The 20,008-nt window shown below is 69.8% G+C and carries 19 protein-coding genes and 2 pseudogenes; 14 read left to right on the top strand and 7 right to left on the bottom strand.

The window, feature by feature from the left end; all coding sequences use genetic code 11:
- Nucleotides 1-103 precede the first annotated feature (103 nt).
- On the bottom strand, nucleotides 104-706 hold the full coding sequence (locus A176_RS10215) for a YceD family protein (protein WP_002639893.1): 603 nt from the start codon (nucleotides 704-706) through the stop codon (nucleotides 104-106).
- 163 nt (nucleotides 707-869) lie between these two features.
- Between A176_RS10215 and A176_RS10210 the strand changes: the two genes are divergently transcribed.
- The 6 genes and pseudogenes from A176_RS10210 to A176_RS10185 all read left to right on the top strand — a co-directional run bounded on the left by A176_RS10210 (nucleotide 870) and on the right by A176_RS10185 (nucleotide 5,905).
- Complete coding sequence (locus tag A176_RS10210) at nucleotides 870-1,805, top strand: tetratricopeptide repeat protein (RefSeq protein WP_044890872.1); 936 nt, start codon at nucleotides 870-872, stop codon at nucleotides 1,803-1,805.
- Nucleotides 1,802-2,308 carry a hypothetical protein gene (locus tag A176_RS10205; RefSeq protein ID WP_002639891.1) on the top strand — a complete coding sequence of 169 codons (507 nt, stop codon included), beginning with the start codon at nucleotides 1,802-1,804 and terminating at the stop codon, nucleotides 2,306-2,308. The genes A176_RS10210 and A176_RS10205 overlap by 4 nt, the downstream gene beginning before the upstream one ends.
- A 25-nt stretch (nucleotides 2,309-2,333) precedes the next feature.
- Nucleotides 2,334-3,014 carry a response regulator gene (locus A176_RS10200; protein WP_002639890.1) on the top strand — a complete coding sequence of 227 codons (681 nt, stop codon included), beginning with the start codon at nucleotides 2,334-2,336 and terminating at the stop codon, nucleotides 3,012-3,014.
- 16 nt (nucleotides 3,015-3,030) lie between these two features.
- The gene (locus tag A176_RS10195; RefSeq protein ID WP_044890888.1) at nucleotides 3,031-4,395 is read left to right on the top strand and encodes a sensor histidine kinase; all 1,365 of its coding nucleotides are present in this window, start codon (nucleotides 3,031-3,033) and stop codon (nucleotides 4,393-4,395) included.
- A gap of 12 nt (nucleotides 4,396-4,407) precedes the next feature.
- A pseudogene (locus A176_RS10190) lies at nucleotides 4,408-5,351 on the top strand (metallophosphoesterase family protein).
- A gap of 59 nt (nucleotides 5,352-5,410) precedes the next feature.
- A complete protein-coding gene (locus A176_RS10185) occupies nucleotides 5,411-5,905 on the top strand; it encodes a SixA phosphatase family protein (RefSeq protein ID WP_002639887.1) in 495 nt (164 codons plus the stop codon).
- A 10-nt stretch (nucleotides 5,906-5,915) separates the two neighbouring features.
- On the opposite strand, the gene A176_RS10180 is transcribed toward A176_RS10185, so the two are convergent.
- The 6 genes and pseudogenes from A176_RS10180 to A176_RS41170 form a co-directional block, all read right to left on the bottom strand.
- Nucleotides 5,916-6,359 (bottom strand): DUF1634 domain-containing protein, encoded by a 444-nt coding sequence (locus A176_RS10180; RefSeq protein WP_002639886.1) that lies wholly within the window; start codon nucleotides 6,357-6,359, stop codon nucleotides 5,916-5,918.
- Nucleotides 6,356-7,198, bottom strand: coding sequence for a sulfite exporter TauE/SafE family protein (locus A176_RS10175; RefSeq protein ID WP_044890874.1), 843 nt, complete (start codon nucleotides 7,196-7,198; stop codon nucleotides 6,356-6,358). Before A176_RS10175 ends, A176_RS10180 begins: the two co-directional genes overlap by 4 nt.
- Before the next feature lie 105 nt (nucleotides 7,199-7,303).
- On the bottom strand, nucleotides 7,304-8,032 hold the full coding sequence (locus tag A176_RS10170) for a carbonic anhydrase (RefSeq protein WP_002639884.1): 729 nt from the start codon (nucleotides 8,030-8,032) through the stop codon (nucleotides 7,304-7,306).
- Nucleotides 8,029-9,576 (bottom strand): SulP family inorganic anion transporter, encoded by a 1,548-nt coding sequence (locus tag A176_RS10165; protein WP_002639883.1) that lies wholly within the window; start codon nucleotides 9,574-9,576, stop codon nucleotides 8,029-8,031. The genes A176_RS10170 and A176_RS10165 overlap by 4 nt, the downstream gene beginning before the upstream one ends.
- Nucleotides 9,577-9,776: 200 nt before the next feature.
- Nucleotides 9,777-11,120 carry a sigma-54-dependent transcriptional regulator gene (locus A176_RS10160; RefSeq protein WP_002639882.1) on the bottom strand — a complete coding sequence of 448 codons (1,344 nt, stop codon included), beginning with the start codon at nucleotides 11,118-11,120 and terminating at the stop codon, nucleotides 9,777-9,779.
- Nucleotides 11,117-11,787, bottom strand: a pseudogene (locus tag A176_RS41170) (ATP-binding protein). The gene A176_RS10160 and the pseudogene A176_RS41170 overlap by 4 nt, the downstream one beginning before the upstream one ends.
- A gap of 1,198 nt (nucleotides 11,788-12,985) precedes the next feature.
- Between A176_RS41170 and A176_RS10150 the strand changes: the two are divergent.
- The 8 genes from A176_RS10150 (at nucleotide 12,986) to A176_RS10115 (ending at nucleotide 19,948) form a co-directional block, all read left to right on the top strand.
- The gene (locus A176_RS10150; protein WP_002639880.1) at nucleotides 12,986-13,675 is read left to right on the top strand and encodes a response regulator; all 690 of its coding nucleotides are present in this window, start codon (nucleotides 12,986-12,988) and stop codon (nucleotides 13,673-13,675) included.
- A gap of 134 nt (nucleotides 13,676-13,809) precedes the next feature.
- Nucleotides 13,810-14,631: a phosphate ABC transporter substrate-binding protein gene (locus A176_RS10145; protein WP_002639879.1), complete on the top strand. Its 822-nt coding sequence runs from the start codon at nucleotides 13,810-13,812 to the stop codon at nucleotides 14,629-14,631.
- A gap of 61 nt (nucleotides 14,632-14,692) precedes the next feature.
- The gene (gene pstC / locus A176_RS10140) at nucleotides 14,693-15,673 is read left to right on the top strand and encodes a phosphate ABC transporter permease subunit PstC (RefSeq protein ID WP_002639878.1); all 981 of its coding nucleotides are present in this window, start codon (nucleotides 14,693-14,695) and stop codon (nucleotides 15,671-15,673) included.
- Nucleotides 15,670-16,581 carry a phosphate ABC transporter permease PstA gene (gene pstA / locus A176_RS10135; protein WP_002639877.1) on the top strand — a complete coding sequence of 304 codons (912 nt, stop codon included), beginning with the start codon at nucleotides 15,670-15,672 and terminating at the stop codon, nucleotides 16,579-16,581. The genes pstC and pstA overlap by 4 nt, the downstream gene beginning before the upstream one ends.
- Before the next feature lie 46 nt (nucleotides 16,582-16,627).
- A complete protein-coding gene (gene pstB, locus A176_RS10130; protein WP_226994383.1) occupies nucleotides 16,628-17,371 on the top strand; it encodes a phosphate ABC transporter ATP-binding protein PstB in 744 nt (247 codons plus the stop codon).
- Between the two features lie 25 nt (nucleotides 17,372-17,396).
- Nucleotides 17,397-18,083, top strand: coding sequence for a phosphate signaling complex protein PhoU (gene phoU, locus A176_RS10125; protein ID WP_002639875.1), 687 nt, complete (start codon nucleotides 17,397-17,399; stop codon nucleotides 18,081-18,083).
- 139 nt (nucleotides 18,084-18,222) lie between these two features.
- Entirely contained in the window at nucleotides 18,223-19,431 is a 1,209-nt protein-coding gene (locus tag A176_RS10120; protein ID WP_002639874.1) for a ceramide glucosyltransferase, read from the top strand.
- A 136-nt stretch (nucleotides 19,432-19,567) separates the two neighbouring features.
- Nucleotides 19,568-19,948, top strand: a complete 381-nt coding sequence (locus A176_RS10115) for a response regulator (protein WP_002639873.1) — start codon at nucleotides 19,568-19,570, stop codon at nucleotides 19,946-19,948.
- Nucleotides 19,949-20,008: the final 60 nt, after the last annotated feature.

Raw genomic sequence — 20,008 nt, 5'->3', positions numbered from 1 at the left:
TCGCGGGCGCCTTGAAGTACGACGGGCCGCGCCTCCACTTCGGAGGACGCGGCCCTTGTCGTTCCGGGCCACCCCTTTCAGGGGGTGGCCCTGCCCCAGCACGTCAGTTGCTGAGCTTGATGTTCTTCAGCGGCGCCAGCCGGGGGTCCACGGGCTTGGTGTCGCAGGCGCAGGTGGCCTCGTTGCGGTTCGCGCCGCACTGCGAGCACAGGCCCTTGCAGTCCTCCCGGCACACGGCGTTCATCGGCAGGGCCAGCAGAAGCTGCTCCCGGACGATGGGGTCCAGGTCGATGCTCTTCCCGTCGAAGACTTCCTGATCCACGTCATCCAGTTGGAAGGAGCCGCCGGACTCGCCCTGGCTGCGCTCCTTCTTCTCCATGGACTTCTCGTCGTCGTCCTTGAAGTCGTCGCCCCGAGCCAGCGACTCCGGCACCAGGTTGAGCGTGAAGGACACGGGCACCGTCGTGGACACGTCGGTGACGCACCGCTTGCAGGGGCTCGTCACGTCCACGGAGAACCGAGCCTCCAGCAGCACGCCACCGCTGAGCTTGCGCAGCGACGCCTTCAATGTGGAGGGGGCCGTGGCCCGAAAACCGGTATCTTCGCCGGAGGCAGCGCCACCCAGCACGTCACCGAGCAGCTCGAGACCGATGGGCTCATCCAGCTTCAGCCCTGTCTCTTTGATTTGGTCAACCTTTACGAGCATTTACGCTACTTCCAGGCAAAAAGGGGCGCGCAACATAGAGGGCTGCCCCTCCAGCGTCAACACGCCCTCGTGCGACAGCGCCATGAAGATGTCACCGCGCCGTCACCCCCAGCGGGACGGCCTTCATGGATTCTCTCAATAACGTTTTGATAGGTTCAATTCGATGCACGGACACGGCAGGCGGTTGCGCGGGTGGGCCCTCCTCCTGGTGCTGGGCCTGGGCGCCCGCCCGGGCTGGAGCCAGCCCCTCTTCCCAGAGCCCGTACTCTCCCAGCTCGGCCCTGCGAGCCCGGCCATCACCGAGGCTCGCGAGCAGCTCGACCAGGGCGAGTTCGAGAAGGCGCGGCGGACCATCCTGGAAGGGCTGGACGCTCCGGACCTCACCGACAATCAGTTGGTGGAGCTCTACGGCCTCCTGGGCCTGACGGCGCTGTACCTGGGCGACGAGCCCCAGGCGCGCGACGCCTACGAGAAGCTGCTCCAGGCGAGGCCGGACTACGAGCTGCCGCGCAGCGCCCCGCCCAAGCTGCGCGCCCTCTACGCGCGCATCCGCGAGGACATCAAGAGCCGGCGGGTCCGCCCCGTCACCCTGGACGTGGACCCCATCCCCGACCCGCCCGGTGGCGAGCCCCTCATGGTGGAGGCCACCATCCTGGACCTCGCCCTGGGCGCCCGCGCGCGCCTCTTCTACCGGCGCGCCGGCGATGAGGCCTACAGCTCGGTGGACTTCGCGAAGGAGCGCACGCCGGACGGCCGCACCCGCGAGCGCTACCGCGCGGTGCTCCCCGCCTACGAGATTCCCTCCGAGGCCGAGCCCTACGAGATGGAGTACTACTTCGAGGTCGCGGATGCGGCGCAGCGCCGGCTCGCGGGCCGGGGGGACTCCTTCCAGCCGCTCATCTTCCAGGTGGCGCCCCGGGCGCTGCGCGCGGGTGCCGCCGCCGACGGTGGCTCGCGCCCCTGGTACAAGAGCCCCTGGCTCTGGGTGGGCGTGGGCGCGGTGGCCATTGGCGCCACGGCCGGCATCGTGGCCCTGACCTCCGGCGAGGAGCGGGGCCGTGTTCCCATCACCATTCGCGTGGCCCCTCCGCCCCCATGAACCTACGACTCCTGTCGCCGCTGCTGCTGCTCGCCCTGCCCGCCTGCGGCCCCGACGCCGAGCCCGCGGGCCGCTTCGGGCTCGCGCTGACGATGGAGCGCGCCGTCGCCGACGAGGTCCAGGCGCTGCAGGTGGCCGTGGTGACGCGCGGCTCCAGCCTCAACTGCACCGAGGTCCAACGCACCTGCCTGAGCACGCAGGCGCGGCGGGACTCATTGCTGGTCCTCAAGGACAGCCAGGGCCGTGAGAGCCGGGCCCTGCGCTTCCCGGTGGACCTGGCGGCCCTCCAGTCGGGTGGCAGCCTGCAGCTCGCGGTGGACGTTCCGGTGGGCCGAGATTACGCGCTCGTCATCGAAGCCATCACGACGGGGACGACGCCCACCTTCCTGGGCAGTTCGTGCAACTACCTCCGCGAAGTCAACGCGGGCGACAACCCACCGCTGATCGCCGCGCCCCTGACGCTGACCGGCGGCGGCGAGTGCAATCCGTCCATCGCGCCCTGAGCACAGCGGAACTCAAGAGGACTTCATGTCGCGCATCCTGATTATCGAGGACGAGCAGGACCTCGCCGGCCTCGTCGACTACAACCTGCGGGCCGCGGGCTTCGAAACGGAGACGGCGAACACCGGCGCCGGTGGGCTCGCCAAGGCCCGCGCCCACCCCCCCGACCTGGTGCTGCTGGACCTGATGCTGCCGGACGTGGCGGGCAGCGAGGTGCTGCGCATGCTCAAGGCGGATACGGAGCTGCGCAAGGCGTCCGTCATCATCGTCAGCGCCAAGGGCCAGGAGTCCGACCGCGTCCAGGGCCTGGAGCTGGGCGCGGACGACTACGTGGTGAAGCCCTTCTCCGTCCGCGAGCTGCTCCTGCGCGTCAAGGCGGTGCTGCGCCGCGCGGACGCCGAGGACGGCCCCTCCGCGGTGCTGGCCTCCGGCGACATCAGCCTGGACACCACCCGTCACCAGGTGCGCGTGAAGGGCGAGGAGGTGCTGCTCACCGCGCTCGAGTTCCGGCTGCTGCGCACGCTGCTGGAGCGCTCCGACCGGGTGCAGACGCGCGAGGTGCTGCTGTCGGACGTCTGGGGCATCCAGGCGGAAATCCACACGCGCACCGTGGACACGCACATCAAGCGGCTGCGCGAGAAGCTGGGACCGGCCGGCGACATCATCGAGACGGTGCGAGGCGTGGGCTACAAGCTCAGCCCCCCGTGACGCACGACCGCCCATGCTGCCCCTGCGCGCCACGCTCCTTCCGCTCCTCCTCCCGCCGCTCATCGTCGCGGTGCTCGTCGCCCTGTTGGACGGCCCCAAGGAGGTCGTCGCCGCGGCGCTCGTCGCGCTCGCCGGCTCCCTCATGTCCCTGGGGCTGAGCCGCGGCACGCTGCAGCGCCAGTTGGACCTGCTGGCGCGCCAGACGCGGGACCGCGCCGAGGGCAGCCCCGCCTCCGTCCCTCCACCGCCCGAGCGGCTGGAGGAGATGGCCGGGCTCGAGGGCGCCATTGATTCGCTCCACGCCCAAATGACGGCGCGCACCGCGCAGCTCAACCAGGAGGCCCGCACCCTCACCGCCGTGCTGGATGGCATGGCGGAGGGCGTCTGGGTGACGGACGCCGAGGGCACCGTGGTGCGCCACAACGACGCGCTCCGGGACTTCCTGCTGCCCACCACGGGCGGCCCCCTCACCGGGCAGCGCCCCCTGGCCGTCATCCGCAACGAAGCCCTGCACGACGCCGTGATTCGCGCCTGCCGGGACGGAGCGTCCAGCCACCTGGAGCTCACGCTGGAGGGGCTCTTCCCGCGCACGCTCTCCGTCCGCGTGACGCCGCTGGCCAAGGACCTGCCAGGCAGCGCCGCCGTCTTCCACGACATCACCGAGCTGCGCCGGCTGGAGAAGGTGCGCAAGGACTTCGTGGCCAACGTGTCGCACGAGCTGCGCACGCCCATCACCGCCGTCCGCGGCTACGCGGAGACGCTGCAGGGCGGCGCCCTCAATGACCCCGTCATGGCGCCGAAGATGGTGGAAATCATCCACCGCCAATCCGAGCGCCTGTCCGAGCTGGTGGAGGACCTGCTGGAGCTGTCCCGCCTGGAGTTTCGCGAGGTCAGCCTGAAGCTCACCCAGGTCCCCCTGGCCGTCGCCACCGCCCGCGCCGCGGACACCGTGCGGCCCAAGGCCGAGGGCAAGGGCCAGGTGGTTTCACTCCATGTCCCGCAGAATCTACTCGCGGTGGGGGACACCCGCGCCGTGGAGCAGGTGCTCCTCAATCTGTTGGACAACGCGGTGAAGTACACGCCCCGCGGCGGCCGGGTGGACGTCTACGGCGCGTATGAGGCGGGCCGCTGCGTGGTGCGGGTGAAGGACACGGGGCTGGGCATCGAGCCCAAGCACCTGCCTCGTATTTTCGAGCGCTTCTACCGGGTGGACAAGGGGCGCAGCCGGGACATGGGCGGCACCGGACTGGGCCTGTCCATCGTCAAGCACCTCCTCCAGGCCATGGACGGAGAGGTCAAGGTGGAGAGCCAACCCAACGAGGGGAGCACCTTCACGATTTTTCTGCCCCAGGCAGCTTCATCGAGCGCGGCGACGGGGTAGGATGGAGTGACCATGCGGGTCGCCATCCTCGCGGACATCCACGGCAATCTTCCTGCCTGCGAGGCCGTCCTCGAGGACATCGCTCGCTCCGTGGCTCCGGACTACATCGTCGCCGCCGGCGACCTCGCCCTTCGCGGCGCGCACCCACGCGAGACGGTGGACCTGCTCTTCGACCGATGTGACTCGGTGCTGATGGGCAACACCGACTGCTACCTCGCGGGCAACTACCTGGGGGGCGCGTACCGGGAGAAGGACCACTGGAAGACGGAGCTGCTGCGCTGGACGCGCGACCAGTTGGGCGGCGCGCTGCTGGAGAAGCTGGGCGCCCTGCCCTTCTCCGTGCGCTACACGCCGCGCAAGGGTCAGGACCTCTTCGTCTGCCACGCGAACCCTCGCAACCTCGAGGAGTCGCTGGACCCCACGCTGGATGACGTCGCGGTGCGCCGCTTCTTCAGCCACCTGGACGCGGCGGCCTGCGCCTTCGGCCACCTGCACTTCCCCTACCGCCGCCGCGTGGGCCGCATGCTCATCGCGGACGTGGCCAGCGCGGGCATCCCCCGGGACGGGGATTTGCGCCCCGCCTACGGCGTCTTCACCTTCACCCCAAGGGCTGGCGCGTGCAGATTCGCCGCGTGCGCTACCCGGTGCGCAAGGCCACGCAGGCCCTCACCGCGCGCCGCGTCCCCGGCGGGCCGCTGCTGGTCCACAAGCTGGTGGAGGCGCGCTACCGCCACCACAACGCGCTGATGGAAGCCGCGCGGCGCCACTCCGGCCTGCCGCCGCCGGGCCCCGTGCTGCGCCCGCCTCCGGGGGCGGGCTCGCGTGCGGCGGCCACGCCCATGGACAGCCGCCCCTCCCCCGCGGTCGACCCCGAATCGCTGCCCACGGACCTGGATGGGACGGTGACGGGCGCCGCGCCCCTCCCTCTGGACGCGCTCAACGATTTTGAAGGGTAGACGTTGTCGCGAGCCCGTTGCTTGCACCGGGCCGCCGGGAGTGATTCACGGCGGCCACCATGTCAGCTCGTGACCTGCCGCTGCTCCTCGTCCGCCACGCCGTCGCGGAGGACTCCCACGTCCTGGGCGACGAAGCCCGCGCCCTCACCGCGGAGGGCCGAGCCGCCTTCCGTCATCACGCGCGGAAGCTGGCGCGCCTCACGCCCCTTCGCGGCATCATCACCAGTCCGCTCGTCCGGGCCGTCCAGACGGCGGAGCTGCTCGCCGAGGCCTTCGGCGCGTCCAGCGTGGAGGTCCACCCCGCCCTGCTGCCCCAGCGCGGCGCGCACAAGCGCGTCATCGACCTGGCGCGCGAGCGCGGCCCGGGCTGGGCGCTGGTGGGCCACAACCCCTCCCTGGAGCGCGCCGCCCAGCGCGCCCTGGAGCATGAGCTGCCGGACAAGCTCCGCAAGGGCGCCGCGCTGGCCCTGCACCCGCTGAAGAATGGCGGCTTCACGCTGGCGTGGTGGGCCACGCCGGGCAAGCCGGTGAAGCGCCCCGGCGACTTGCGCTGACGCCGCCGACTCAGTGCACTGCGCCCAGCAGGAAGGACAGGATGAGCATGGCCAGCACCGCGCTGGTGATGCCCACGTAGAGCCGGTCCTTCTGCTGCCGGAAGATGAGCAGCGACAGCGCCACCCGCATCACCGGCACGGCCATCATCACCAGCAGCCCCGCCATGACGAAGGCCTGGCCCCGCGCGGCCAGGGCGCCCGTCAGCACGTCCCTCAGGGTGTGCGGCACCGGGTGGGGCGAGGTGAGGCGCTGGAGCGCCTCCGACGAGACGAGGTAGTCGGGGTGGCGGAAGAACGTCACCACCGTGCCCAGCGTCACCAGGGACAGGCTGGCGGCCACGCCGTAGCGCAGCAGGTCGCTGATGAGCACCTCCGGCTGGAGCGGCCCGCTTTCGTCGCGAAGCGAGGCGGTGGCCTCGGGGCCGCGCGGCTCGGGATTCGACGTGTCGCTCATGGCGCCCATCCCTTGCGCAGCATTTCGAAGGACACCCACAGCAACACGCCCACGAAGAGCGCGCGCAGCCAGGTGCTGTTCACCCGGGCCATCAGGTGGCGAGAGCCCAGCCACGCGCCCAGCGTCACGCCCACGCACACCGGCCCCGCGATGAACGGGTCGATGTTGCCGCGCGCGAAGTACACACCCGCGCTGGCCGCCGCCGTCACGCCAATCATGAAGTTGCTGGTGGCCGTGGACACCTTGAGGGGCAGCCGCATGGCCAGGTCCATGGCCGGCACCTTCAGCGCCCCCGAGCCGATGCCCAGCATGCCGCTCACCGTGCCCGCCACGTACATCAGCCCCAGGCCCGCGAGCGGCCGCGTCACGCGGTAGGCCACCTCGCGGCCCTGCGACTCGTCCCAGTAGCTGCCGTGCAGGGCCAGCCGGTCCGCCAGGGCATCCGCCGGCACCGGCGCCTCCGCGGCCACGCGCATCCGCCGCAGCATCACCAGCGCGGACCACGCCATGACGGCGCCGAACACGAAGTACACCCCACGCCCACCCACCATGCCCGACAGGAAGGCGCCGCTGAGCGCCCCCGCCGTGGTGGCCAGCTCCAGGAACATGGCGACGCGGGTGTTGGCCATCCGGTCGCGGACGTACGCGGCGGCGGCGCCGCTGGACGTCGCGATGACGGAGACGATGGACGCCCCCACCGCGTACTGGATGTCCACTTTCAGGAGCAGCGTGAGGACGGGAATCAGGATGAGTCCGCCGCCGATACCCAGGAGCGAACCCAGCAGTCCCGCGCCCACGGAGAATCCCAGGACGACGAGCATGAAGAGGAAGGGAGTCATGGAGCCCGCGGCCCATCCTCCCTTCCTCATCCCCGTTTGGCTACCGAGGAGCGGTGCGTAACGCGCTCGCCGCTCCCCTGCCTGCCCGCTGTTTCCAGCGGGACGCTACGGGTTGCTGGCGGCCACGGACAGGTGGCCGTTGCCGTTCTTCAGCGCGGCGTTGCTGTCCGTGCCCAGCTCGCGCAGCAGGGCCTCACCCACCAGCTCATCCATGGGGATGAAGCGGCCCACGGCGGAGCGCCAGGCGTGGACCTGCGCGGTGCCGATGTCGAACCACCAGCCGTGCAGGCGCAGCGTGCCCGCCTCGAGCCGCTCCTTCACCCACGGATAGCTGGCGATGTGCTCCATCTGCAGCAGCACGTTGTGCTGGGACAGGCGGTCGTGGTCCGGCAGGCCCTCGCCCAGCTTGGAGTTGTCCTTCAGGCGCGTCAGCGCGACCTTGCCGTGCTCCAGCCAGCCGTTGAGGTTCGGGTGCTCCGGGCCCACGCCGCCGGCGAGGACGGCCTTCATCGCGCCGCAGCTCGAGTGGCCACACACGACGATGTCCTCCACCGGCAGGTTGCGCAGCGAGAACTCCAGCGCGGCGGCCTCGGACTGGTCGCCCGTCGACTGCCCCTTGGAGTCCGACGGCGGCATCATGTTGCCCACGTTGCGGACCACGAAGAGGTCACCCGGGTCGGTGGACACGAGCAGGTTCGGGACGACGCGGCTGTCCGAGCACGCGATGAAGAGACAATCCGGCTTCTGCCCCTGCGCCAGCAACGCGAACTTCTCACGGTAGTTGGAACGGGCGTTGAGCTGAAAATCCAACAGACCGCGGATGAGCTTCCTCACTGCGCACCTCCAGAAACAAGCGTGTTGTGGTTGGGAGCGTCGACGACCGCGGGCGCGCTCGACTTGACCGTTCCCTTACGGCTCCAGACATCCTCGAGCGACTCGGTGAACACCGTGCCGCCCGTCTTGCGGTGCGTGTCACACCAGCTCTCCAAGGCCTCATGCCCGGAGTGGTCCAGTGTCTGCACCGCCAGGTCCAGCTCCACCTTGGACCCCGAGGGGACCTGGGCGAGCGCGCTGGACAACTTGGGTACACCGACGAACGTCAGCGCGCCCGAGATTCGAACCAGATACGACGCGTCCGGCTGCTGCTGGACCTCCACCTTGACGCTGCCCAGGTGCCACAGCAGGCGCAGGATGGCGAACGCCAGGCCCATGCCGATGCCGGCCAGCAGGTTGACGCCGACCACGCCGGCCACCGTCACCAGGTACACGGCCAGCTCACCGCGCTTCTGCAGCTCGCGAATGTGGTGGACGTTCACCAGCTTGGCGCCGACGAACACCAGCAGACCGGCCAGCACCGTGAGGGGCACCAGGCCCGCGACGGAGCCGAGCAGCGTGGCGAACAGGAGCAGCCACACGCCGTGCAGCGTGCCCGACCACCGCGACTTCGCGCCGGCGGTGATGTTGGTGGCGCTGCGCACGATGACGCCGGTGATGGGCAGACCGCCCGCGAGGCCGGACAGCGTGTTCGCCAGGCCCTGACCAAAGAGCTCCTTGTCCAGGTTCGCCCGAGGGCCGGTGTGCATCTTGTCCGTGGCCACCGCGCTCAGGAGCGACTCCGCGCTGGCCACCAGCGCCAGCGACAGCACCGCCGCGGCGAAGGTGCCCCAGTCCCCCTTGGGCAGCGTGGGCGGCTGGATGCTGGCGAAGATGTTCTCCGGCAGGTCCACGCGCGCCACGTCGGCGCCCACGAACGCGGCCACCGTGGTGGCGCCCACCACGGCGATGAGCGGTCCCGGAATCTTCTTCAGCTTCGCGGGGACGAACTGCCACGCGACCATCAAGCCAATGGTCAGCAGGCCCAGCAGCGTCGCGGCGCCGTGCAGGTCGGCGATCTGCCCCGGCAGCTCCTTCAGGTTCTGCCACGCGTTCGACTGGGGCGCGCCGCCCATGACGATGTGGACCTGTCCCAGGACGATGAGGATGCCGATGCCGGCCATCATCCCGTGGATGACGGCGGGCGAGATGGCCAGCGCACCGCGCGCCACCTTCAGGCCACCGAGAATCATCTGGATGACGCCAGCGACGGCCACCGCCGCGCACGTCATGGCCAGGCCCATCGTCTGGATGAAGCCGAAGACCATCACCGCGAGTCCCGCCGCGGGGCCACTCACCTGGAGCGGCACGCCACCGAACAGGCCCACCACGATGCCGCCAATCACGCCCGCGATGAGGCCGGAGACGATGGGCGCGCCAGAGGCCAGCGCGATGCCCATGCACAGCGGCAGCGCGACCAGGAAGACCACCAGCGATGCAGGCAGGTCCGCGGCCAGCGTCTTCCACGGGGTACCGCCACCCTCAGGACTCTTCGGATTCGACATCACACCTCCACACAAGTCGCCGCGAATGCGGCGCGCGCTGGATCACCGTGGAGGGCCCTCCGCAAATCTCGTGCCGTTCCCTGCCTGTTTCGGTCAGAGGGAACGCATTTTGATTGCAGATGGGAATATGAAAGGGATTTTAATTCCGGGTGACTGACTTAAAGAATCTTGAAGCCGGACCCTTCAAGATTCTTGAAGGCCTACTCCTCCTCCAGCCTTCGGAGGAAGGTGGGATAGGAGAGCCCCAACACCCGAGCGGCCTCCATGCGGCGCCCGTCGAGCCGGCTGAGGACATGGCGGACGTACAGCCGCTCCACGTCCTGCAACGAGCGCGGTGAACCGGAGACGATGAAGGCATCCGGGTCCGTCGCGGTGGGGCCACTGCCGCCCTGGGGCTCCAGGGCGGACAGCTCCAGCTCCGGGCCCGTTTCGAGGACGAGCGCGCGCTCCAGCACGTTGCGCAGCTCGCGCACGTTGCCCGGGAAGGGGTAGCGCTCCAGGCGTGCCTGGGCCGCCTTGGAGAATCCCACCGGCCTGCGGCCCAGCTCCGCGGACAATTCCGCGACGAGCGACTGCGCCAGCGGCAACACGTCCTCGCGGCGCTCCCGCAGCGGAGGAATGTCCACCTTGAAGACGCTCAGGCGAAAGTAGAGGTCCTCGCGGAAGCGGCCCTGGGCCACCTCCTGCGTCAGGTCGCGGTTGGTGGCCGTCACCACGCGCGCGCTGCTGCTCAGCTCGGCGGTGCCGCCCAGCCGGCGGAAGGCGCCCTTGTCCAGGAACGTGAGCAGCTTGGCTTGAAGGCCCAGCGGCAGCTCGCCCACCTCGTCGAGGAAGAGCACGCCTCCCGCGGCCACCTCCACCAGGCCGCGGCGGGCCGTGCGCGCGTCGGTGAAGGCGCCGCGCTCGTGGCCGAACAGCTCGCTCTCCACCATGGTGGCGGGCAGCGCGGCGCAGTTGATGTGCACGAACGCGCCCTGCCCGCCTTGCAACGCGTGCAGGTGGCGCGCGATGACCTCCTTGCCCACGCCCGTCTCGCCCAAGAGCAGCACGGGGCTGCGCGGGGCCTTGGCGATGCGCTCCAGCATCTGGAGCGCCGCCAGCATCTTCGGCGAGTGGGGCCGCGACAGGCGACGCCGGCCGCCCAGCTCGCTCTCCGCCTGACGCAGGCGCTCCTGGAGCTGAAGGTCCGCGGCGGCGCGGCGGGCGCGCAGCACCAGGTCATCCAGCTCCACGGGCTTGGACAGGTAGTCGCGCGCCCCCGCCTGGATGGCCTCCACCGCGCTGGCGATGTCGCCGTGCGCCGTCACCATCAACACCGGCGTGTCCGGGAGCTGGGCGCGCAGCTCGGGCAGGAAGTCGATGCCATCCCCATCCGGCAGGCGGCGGTCCAGCACCACCAGGTCCGGGGCCTCCCGGGACATGGCGCCGCGCGCGTCATGAAGCGAGTGCGCCAGGGCGACGCGGAAGCCTTCATGGCGCAGCACGGAGGCCGCCAGCGACGCGAAGGTCCGGTCGTCGTCCACCAGCAGCAGATGGGTGCTCATGACTTCGCCACCTCCAACGGCAGACGCAGCGTGAAGCGGCTGCCCAGCGGACTCCGGGCGTAGTTCAGACTGCCCCCATGCGCCTCCACGGAGGCGCGCGCCATCGGCAGCCCCAGCCCCACCCCTTGGCCCGCCCGGTGGCGAAAGGTTCCCACAACCTCGGCTCGAAGCGTGGGTCCACGCCGCCCGCATTGTCCTCCACCACGAGAACGGCGTCATGGTCGTCCCGCGTCAGACGCACGTTCACCCAGGGCGCGGGCTGTAGCCCGGTGTCGCGCGCCACGGCGCCCGCCTCCACCGCGTTGCGCAGCAGGTTGTCGATGGCGGACACCAACAACGCCGCATCCCCCTGGACCCACAGCGACTCATCCAGGGAGGTCGTCAGCGCCACGGCCTCCGACTCCGGGAGCAGCTTCACCGCCTGGAGCGCGTCCTGCACCAACAGGTGCACCTCGCAGCTCCGCCGCAGCGCGGCGCGGGGAGCCCCGAAGGACAGCAGCGAGCGCGCCAGGTGCCCCAGCCGCTCCACCTGGGAGCGCAGCGCGCGCACGGGCAGCTCACTGCCGGCCGCGGTGTGCCGGAGCACGGACAGCGCTGCCTGGATGCCATTGAGCGCGTTCTTCACCTCGTGGGCGATGAGCGACGCGGCGGTGCCCAGCGCGGCCATCGTCTCCTGCCGGCGCAGCCGCTCCTCGGCGGCGAGCAACGAACGGTACGAGTGCCGCAACAGCAGGATGAAGATGATGAGCGTGCTGCTGAGCAGTGCGATGTGGAACGCCAACTGCCGCAGGAAGCGCGCGCGCAGATCCGCGGTGGCCGTCTCCTCTTCCAGCACGACGAGCAGCAGCTCGCTCTTCCCCACCCACGCGGCGGCGCCCATCATGTGCTTGCCGTCCAGTGTCAGCGGCCCGGGAATCTCCGCCAGCGCGCGCAGCGGCCCCGTGGCGTCCCCCGGCCCCAATTTCAGGCCCCCCTGCATCAGCAACTGGCCGTGGTCATCCAGGAGGACCAGCGTCGTCTGCGCGGTGGGCCGCGTGGGCAGCGCGCTCGCGCGCACCTCGCCCAGGAGCACGCCCTTGAGGCGGCCTTCCTGGAACATGGGCACGGAGACGACCATGGGGCCGCCCTCGCCCTCCAGCAGGTCAATCTCCGGCTGGCGGCCGCTCACCATCCGCTGGAACCAGGGCCGCAGCGTCAGCGTCGAGCGCCCCAGCGGCATGTCCGGAGGATCGCTCCAGACGCGCTCGCCGGTGGGCGTCAACAGGGCCACGCCCTCGGAGAAGAGAGACGAGTGATAGAAGGCGCTCTCCAGCAGGGCCAGCTCTGCGGGAGAGATGCCATCCTCCGGCAAGAGCGCCGGGTGGCCCGCCACGCGCGCGAGCTCCGCCTCCAGCAAGCCGAGGTGGACGCCCAGCGCATGGGACTGCACCTGGGCCTGGTTCGACAGCCGGCTCAGCAACTCCTCACGCGCGTTGCGCACATCCTCCACGTAGCCCAGCACCGGACTCGTCAGCGCCACCAACCCCACGAGCCCCAACCCCACGAGCGCGGAGCGTCCGCCGCGCCGCTGTGCGTGCGCCAGCTCTCCAGGCGTGGGGGTCAGCGAGGGAAGTGGGGGTGTGGGTGGCGGTGGGTGGGCAGATGTCATGACCGTGCGACCCTGGGTTTACCTCGGCGCGGCGATGCCATCACGCGCAATCAGGCCCCCAACCATGGGACTTGGCCGTTGAGTGGCCGCACTCGTCCCATCACGGGCCTTCACTTCGCGGCCCGCGGACGCGTTCGCAGCGTCTTACGGCAATGACGAAGTTGTTGCACACGAGTCACACGTTCGGAAAAGCGGACGCGCAGAGTCACAGCCCGCCATGCCCCATGTCCTCATCGTCGACGACGAACGCGACCTCGCGGAGCTCATTGATTTCAACCTGCGGGGTTCAGGCTTCACCACCCACGTAGCCCACACCGGCGAAGAAGCGCTGGCGGCCTCACGTGCCCAGAACCCCGACCTCGTGCTGCTGGATTTGATGCTGCCCGACATGTCCGGCATCGACGTCTGCCGGCAGTTGCGCGCGAGCCCGCCCTCACGGGGCGTGCTCATCGTCATGCTCACCGCCAAGGGCGAGGAGTCGGACCGCATCCGCGGCTTCGAGGTGGGCGCGGACGACTACGTGGTGAAACCCTTCAGTGTGCGGGAGCTGGTGCTGCGCCTGAAGGCCATCCTCCGCCGGGGCGCGTCCACCACCGGCAACGCGGCGCCGCTCGCGCTGGGGCCCCTGCGCCTGGACGTCGCCTCGCACCGCTTCTTCGTGGAGGAGCGCGAGGTGTCCCTCACCGCGCTCGAGTTCCGGCTGCTGGAACACCTGCTCGCCCGTCTGGGCCGGGTGCAGACGCGTGAGCAGCTCCTGGAAGAGGTCTGGGGCCTGTCCTCGTCCCTGGAGACGCGCACCATCGACACCCACGTCATGCGCCTGCGCGACAAGCTGGGCCCCGCGCGGACCCTGCTGGAGACGGTCCGCGGTGTTGGCTACCGGATGCTGGACCCCGCGACCAACTAGGTGACGTGACAGCGATGTCACGTGTCGGACGCGAAACGGACACCCATGTCACGTAGAAGCGCGCCGACCTCACGCAGGGCCCCCCCAGCGTCCAGATTCCGGTCCGCTCCACGCAGCCCAGGAGAAGCCTTCCCATGAAATCGCTCCTCAAGCCGCTCCTCGCGGTGCTCCTCGTGGCCCTCCCCGCCGCAGCGCGGGCGGGAACCATCACCATCAAGGGCTCCGACACCATGGTCATCCTCGGCCAGCGCTGGGCCGAGGCGTTCATGAAGAAGAACCCCGCCATCAAGGTGCAGGTGACGGGCGGAGGCTCCGGCGTGGGCCTGGCGGCCCTGCAGAACGGCACCACGGACATCGCCATGTCCAGCCGGGAGATGAAGAAGCCGGAGGCCGACAAGCTGAAGGCCCGCTACAAGTCGCCTCCGGTCCAGCGCTCGGTGGCCAAGGACGGCGTCACCTTCTACGTCCACCAGGCCAACCCCGTGGGCGCGCTCACCACCGAGCAGCTCCGCGCCATCTACGTGGGGGACCTCTCCAACTGGAAGCAGGTGGGCGGCGCGGACGCGCCCATCGTCGCGTACTCCAGGGAGAACTCCTCCGGCACCTACGTCTTCGTGAAGGACATGGTGCTGGACGGCGAGGACTTCGCGCCCGCCATCCAGACGCTGCCCGGCACCGCCGCGGTGGTGAACGCCGTCTCCAAGGAGAAGAACAGCCTGGGCTACGGCGGCGCCGCCTACGCGGAGGGCATCAAGGAGCTGAAGGTCAAGAAGGGCAACGAGGAGATCGCCCCCTCCGCCGACAACATCAAGAGCGGCAAGTACCCGCTGGCGCGAGACCTCTTCTTCTACCTTCGCGCCGAGCCCACGGGCGACATCAAGACGTTCATCGACTTCGCGCTTTCCCCTGAAGGTCAGGCCATCGTCACGCAAGTCGGCTACTTCCCGGTGAAGTAGACGCGCAGCGTCACACGAATGTCACAGGAGGCCCTGAGACACAATGGATAGACAGGCGACCATGGAGCAGGGTCTCACGCAAGCCGTGGCCGCGCCGCGCCTGTCAGCGGCCGCGCGGCGGCGTCAACTGCGGGAGAAGGCCGTCGCGGGCTTCATCACGCTGATGGCGTTCACCGGCATCGCGGCGCTCATCCTCATCATCGTCTTCGTGGCCAAGGAGGCCCTGGCGCTCTTCACGGACGCCGAGGCGCGCCACGAGGCCAGCCTGTCGAAGATGTTCCTGGCGCAGGAGGGCCGCTACCCGTTCCGGTGGCAGCCCGTGTCGGGAACGCCCAAGGTCAGCATGATTCCGCTGTTCGTGGGCACGCTGAAAATCACCGTCGTCTCCATGCTGGTGGCGGTGCCGCTGGGCGTCTTCGGCGCGCTGTTCGTGGCGGAGTTCGCCCCGCGCCGCCTGCGCGAGCTGCTCAAGCCCGTCATCGAGCTGCTCGCGGGCATCCCCTCCGTCGTCCTCGGCTTCTTCGCGCTGATGGTGCTCTCGCCGGTGGTGAAGAACCTCTTCCACCTGGACCGGCCGCTCAACGGCACGCTGGCGGGCCTGGCGTTGGCGCTGGCCATCGTCCCCGTCATCTTCACCGTGTCCGAGGACGCACTCACCGCGGTGCCCCGCAGCTACCGCGAGGCGTCCCTCGCCCTGGGCGCCACGCTCTGGGAAACGGCTTGGAAGGTGGTGCTGCCCGCGGCCGCGCCCGGCATCCTCGCCGCGTGTGTCCTGGGCTTCGGCCGGGCCATTGGCGAGACGATGATTGTCCTCATGGCCTCCGGCAACGCGGACATCGTGTCGTGGAGCCTGGGGGATTCGGCGCGCTCCTTGTCGGCCACCATCGCCGCGGAGATGGGCGAGGTCGTGGTGGGCAGCCCGCACTACGCCCTGCTCTTCTTCATCGGCGTGGAGCTGTTCATCTTCACCTTCGTCCTCAACATGATTGCGTCCACGTGGACGAAGAAGGTCCTCCAGCGACTGACCGGGAGCGCCTCGTGAAGTACACCACGCGCCGGGCAATCGGGTTGGGCCTCACGGGACTGACGGCCTTCGCGGCCTTCTTCATCGTGGGCATGCTGGCCCTCATCCTGTGGGACGTCGCGCGCCACGGCGCCCGCCACATCTCCTGGGCCTTCCTTACTGAAGCCCCCAGCGACGGCATGATGGGCGGCGGCATCTTCCCCGCCATCTTCGGCACCGCCGCGCTCACGCTCCTGATGACGCTGGCGGTGATGCCGGTGGGCGTGCTCACCGCGGTGTACCTGCACGAGTACGCGCCGCCGGAATCGCGCTTCGCCCGCTGGGTGCGCGTGGCGGTGGTGAACCTCGCGGGTGTGCCCTCCATCGTCTTCGGCCTCTTCGGGCTCGGCTTCTTCATCCTCTTCGTGGGCGGCAACCTGGACCGGCTGCTCGGCTACCAGGAGATGCACTGGGCGCAGCCCGGCATCCTCTGGGCGTCCCTGACGCTGGCGGTGCTCACGCTGCCCGTCGTCATCGTGTCCACGGAGGAGGCGCTGCGCGCGGTGCCCCTGGACCAGCGGACCGCCAGCCTGGCCCTGGGGGCCACCCAGTCGCAGACGCTGGCGCGGGTGGTGCTGCCCGGTGCCCTGCCCGGCATCCTCACCGGCGCGGTGCTGGCCATCTCCCGCGGCGCGGGCGAGGTGGCGCCCATCCTCTTCACGGGCGCGGCCTACTTCCTGCCGGACTTGCCCACGAGCCTCGACTCCCAGTTCATGCACCTGGGCTATCACACGTACGTCATGGCGACGCAGTCGCCCAACGTGACGGAGGCCAGCGGCCCGCTCTACGCGACGGTGCTGGTGCTGCTGGCGCTCACCTTCGCCCTCAACCTCGTCGCGGTCATCATCCGGACGCGAACCCGCCGCAAGGCGGCCAGCGCCCACTGACGGTACGCCTGCCATGTCCCTCAACCCCCAGAAGCCGCGCGCGAAGATGGAGGCGCGGGAGCTCACCCTGCGCTACGGCCCCAAGACGGCCATCCACAAGGTCTCCCTGGCCATCCTCGACCGCCAGGTGACGGCGCTCATCGGGCCCTCGGGCTGCGGGAAGTCCACGTTCCTGCGCTCGCTCAACCGGATGAACGACCTCATCTCCGGCACGACGCATTCGGGCGCCATCCTGCTGGACGGCACGGACATCCATGACCGGGGCGTGGACGTGGTGGACCTGCGTCGCCGCGTGGGCATGGTGTTCCAGAAGTCCAACCCCTTCCCCAAGAGCATCTTCGAGAACGTGGCCTACGGCCTGCGCGTGGGCGGGATGAAGGACAAGGCGGAGCTGGCCACGCGCGTGGAGAAGTCGCTGCGCGGCGCCGCGCTCTGGGACGAGGTGAAGGACCGGCTCGACGAGAGCGCGCTGGGCCTGTCCGGCGGCCAGCAGCAGCGGCTGTGCATCGCCCGCGCGATGGCGGTGGAGCCGGAGGTGCTGCTGATGGACGAGCCCGCCAGCGCGTTGGACCCCATCGCCACGGCGAAAATCGAGGAGCTCATCCACGAGCTCAAGGCGACGTACACCATCGCCATCGTCACCCACAACATGCAGCAGGCCGCGCGCGTCAGCGACCGCACCGCTTTCTTCTACATGGGCGAGCTGGTGGAATGCGGTCCCACCGAGCAGATCTTCACCAACCCGCGCGAGAAGCGCACCGAGGACTACGTCACCGGCAAGTTCGGGTGAGTGGAAGAAAAAGGGGACCGGACACATGCCGTCGACGCACACGGACAAGGCCTTCGAAGCCGACCTGAGGGATTTGCGGGAGAAGCTGCTCGCGATGGGCGCGAAGGTGGAGAACCTCATCGTCCAGAGCATGAAGGCGCTCACCGACCGGGACAGCGCCGTGGCCGAGAAGGTCGTCGCCGCCGACAAGGACGTCAATCGCCTGGAGGTGGACATCGACGAGCTGTGCCGCAAGATTCTCGCGCTGCGCCAGCCCGCCGCCAGTGACCTGCGCCTCATCACCACGGCGCTGAAAATCGTCACCGACCTGGAGCGCATTGGCGACCTGGCGGTGAACATCGCCGAGCGCTCCATCGACCTGAACCAGGTGCCGCCGCTGGCCCCCTACGTGGACACGCCCCGGCTGGCGGAGCTGGCCCAGCGGCAGGTGCGGATGTCCCTGGACGCCTTCGTGTCCGGCGACGTCACCAAGGCCGAGGAAGTGCTCCGCGGCGACGACCTGCTGGATGCCCTCTTCCTGAAAATCTTCAACGAGCTCCTCGCGTACATGATGGAGGACTCGCGGAACATCCGCCGCGCCACGGCGCTGATGTTCATCGCCAAGCACCTGGAGCGCATTGGCGACCACGCGCTGAACGTGGCGGAGATGGTCGTCTACATGGTGCGGGGCAAGGACATCCGCCACCCGCAGAGCCGCAACCTCGTCGAGTAGGCGGGGGCGGCTTCACCGTCCCGTCACCGCGAATTGCCCGGCCCGCCCCGCGTGCTTCGCGGGGCTGACGTGGAGGCCCTCTAGCGTGCTCACCGTGGTCGCGCCATGACGGCGCACCGGCCTCGGGGATTGCCCGCGAATGTTGCTCGCTTCCACCGTCCTGCTGATTGCCTCCTGCATCGGGCTGTTCGTCCTCACCGTCCAGTTCGCGCTGGTGCTGCGCCACCGCGGCGAAGCGCCAGCCCCCACGCGCTCCGGCGGCGCACGGCCCGGCATCTCCATCCTCAAGCCGCTGTGCGGCGTGGATGACGACCTGGAGGCCAACCTCGAGCAGTTCGCCGGGCTGGATTACGCCGGGAACTACGAGGTGGTGCTGGGCGTCAAGGACGCCAGGGACCCCGCCTTCGCCGTGGCCCGCGCGGCCGTGGCCCGCTGGCCCCACGTCATGCGCCTGGAGGTCCAGGAGGGAGAGCCGGGCCGCAACCCGAAGGTGAACCAGCTCATCACCCTGGCGGACCGGGCCCGCCACGACGTGCTCGTCATCAGCGACAGCAACACGCGCGTGGCGCCGGGCTACCTGGAAGAGATTGCCCAGGCCTTCGAGGACCCGGACGTGGGCTGCGTCACCCACCCGGTGTCGGGCGTGGGTGAGCGCACCTTCGGCTCGCTCCTGGACAACCTGCACCTGAGCGCCAGCGCGGCGGCGGGGATGATCGCCGCCAAGCGGGCGGCGGACCAGGACATCGTGGTGGGCAAGTCCATGGCGCTGCGCCGCGAGGACGTGGACGCGCTGGGCGGCTTCTTCTCCGTGAAGGACGTGCTGGCCGAGGACTTCGTCATTGGCCAGTGGGTGACGCGCAAGCTGGGTCGCCGCGTGGTGGTGGCGCGCACGCCGGTGTTCAACGTGTCGCTGCGCAAGAGCGTCCTGTCCTTCTTCCAGCGCTACGTCCGCTGGAGCGTCATCCACCGCACCGCCGTGTCGCCGGGCACCTACTTCGCGCAGGCGCTGCTCAACCCCACCCCGCTGGCGCTGCTGGGCGCCTTGCTCGCGCCGTCTGAGGAGAGCGCGGCCCTGTGCCTGGTGGTCGCGCTGGGCAAGGTGGCGGTGGACCTGTCCACCGTGCGCGCCCTGCGGCCCCAGCCGCTGACGTGGGACGCGGTGCCCGCGGTGTTCGCCAAGGACGCCCTGCTCTTCGCGGCGTGGACCTACGCGCTCTTCTCCCGGACGGTGAACTGGCGCGGCACCCGCCTGCGCGTCGCCCGCGGCTCCCGGCTGGTTCCGCTGCGCGCGACGGGGCTGGAGTCCGCCACCTCCCTGCCTCAGAGCGGCCGGGTGCTCGCCGGCTGAGGCCACCGCGCCCCCTGGCTCGGGGTTGCGCCGGGCCAGGGCTTGCCAGGCTGTCCGCTGAGCGTGCGCCACATCATCACGCTCGGAGAATGATGGGGCCCTTCAGCAGCGTTCATCTCCTGTCGGGGGAGGACGATTGGCGCGACTGGCAACGGAAGACGGCGCAAGGAAGGTCCTGGTCGTCGATGACGACGCGGACTGGAGGGAATTTCTCCGGCTCAGCCTGGAGGACCTCGGTTACGAAACGACCGAGGCCTCGGATGGGCAGGAGGCCCTGGAGACGTTGAGGCGCGGCGACCGCTACGGCGTGATGTTGCTGGACCTCAACATGCCCGGAATGACGGGGCTGGAGGTCGTGGAGCGGCTGCCCCGAGGCCCGCAACCTCGCGTCGTCTTCCTGACCTCGGCGGCGGCGCAGGATGTAGGCAGTGCCCTGCTCTCCGGGCCGCACTACTACCTGCCAAAAGGTGCGAGCCGCGACCAATTGTCGCTCCTCTTGCAATCACTTGGTGAGTGAGCAGCCAGCCTCCGGCGTATAGGGTAGAGGGCCCCTGAGAGGAGGGCCATCATCGTCACC

The organism is Myxococcus hansupus, assembly GCF_000280925.3.
Lineage (GTDB): Bacteria > Myxococcota > Myxococcia > Myxococcales > Myxococcaceae > Myxococcus > Myxococcus hansupus.
Note: the sequence above shows the minus strand (reverse complement) of the source record. Positions and strands in the feature narration are given on the sequence as shown.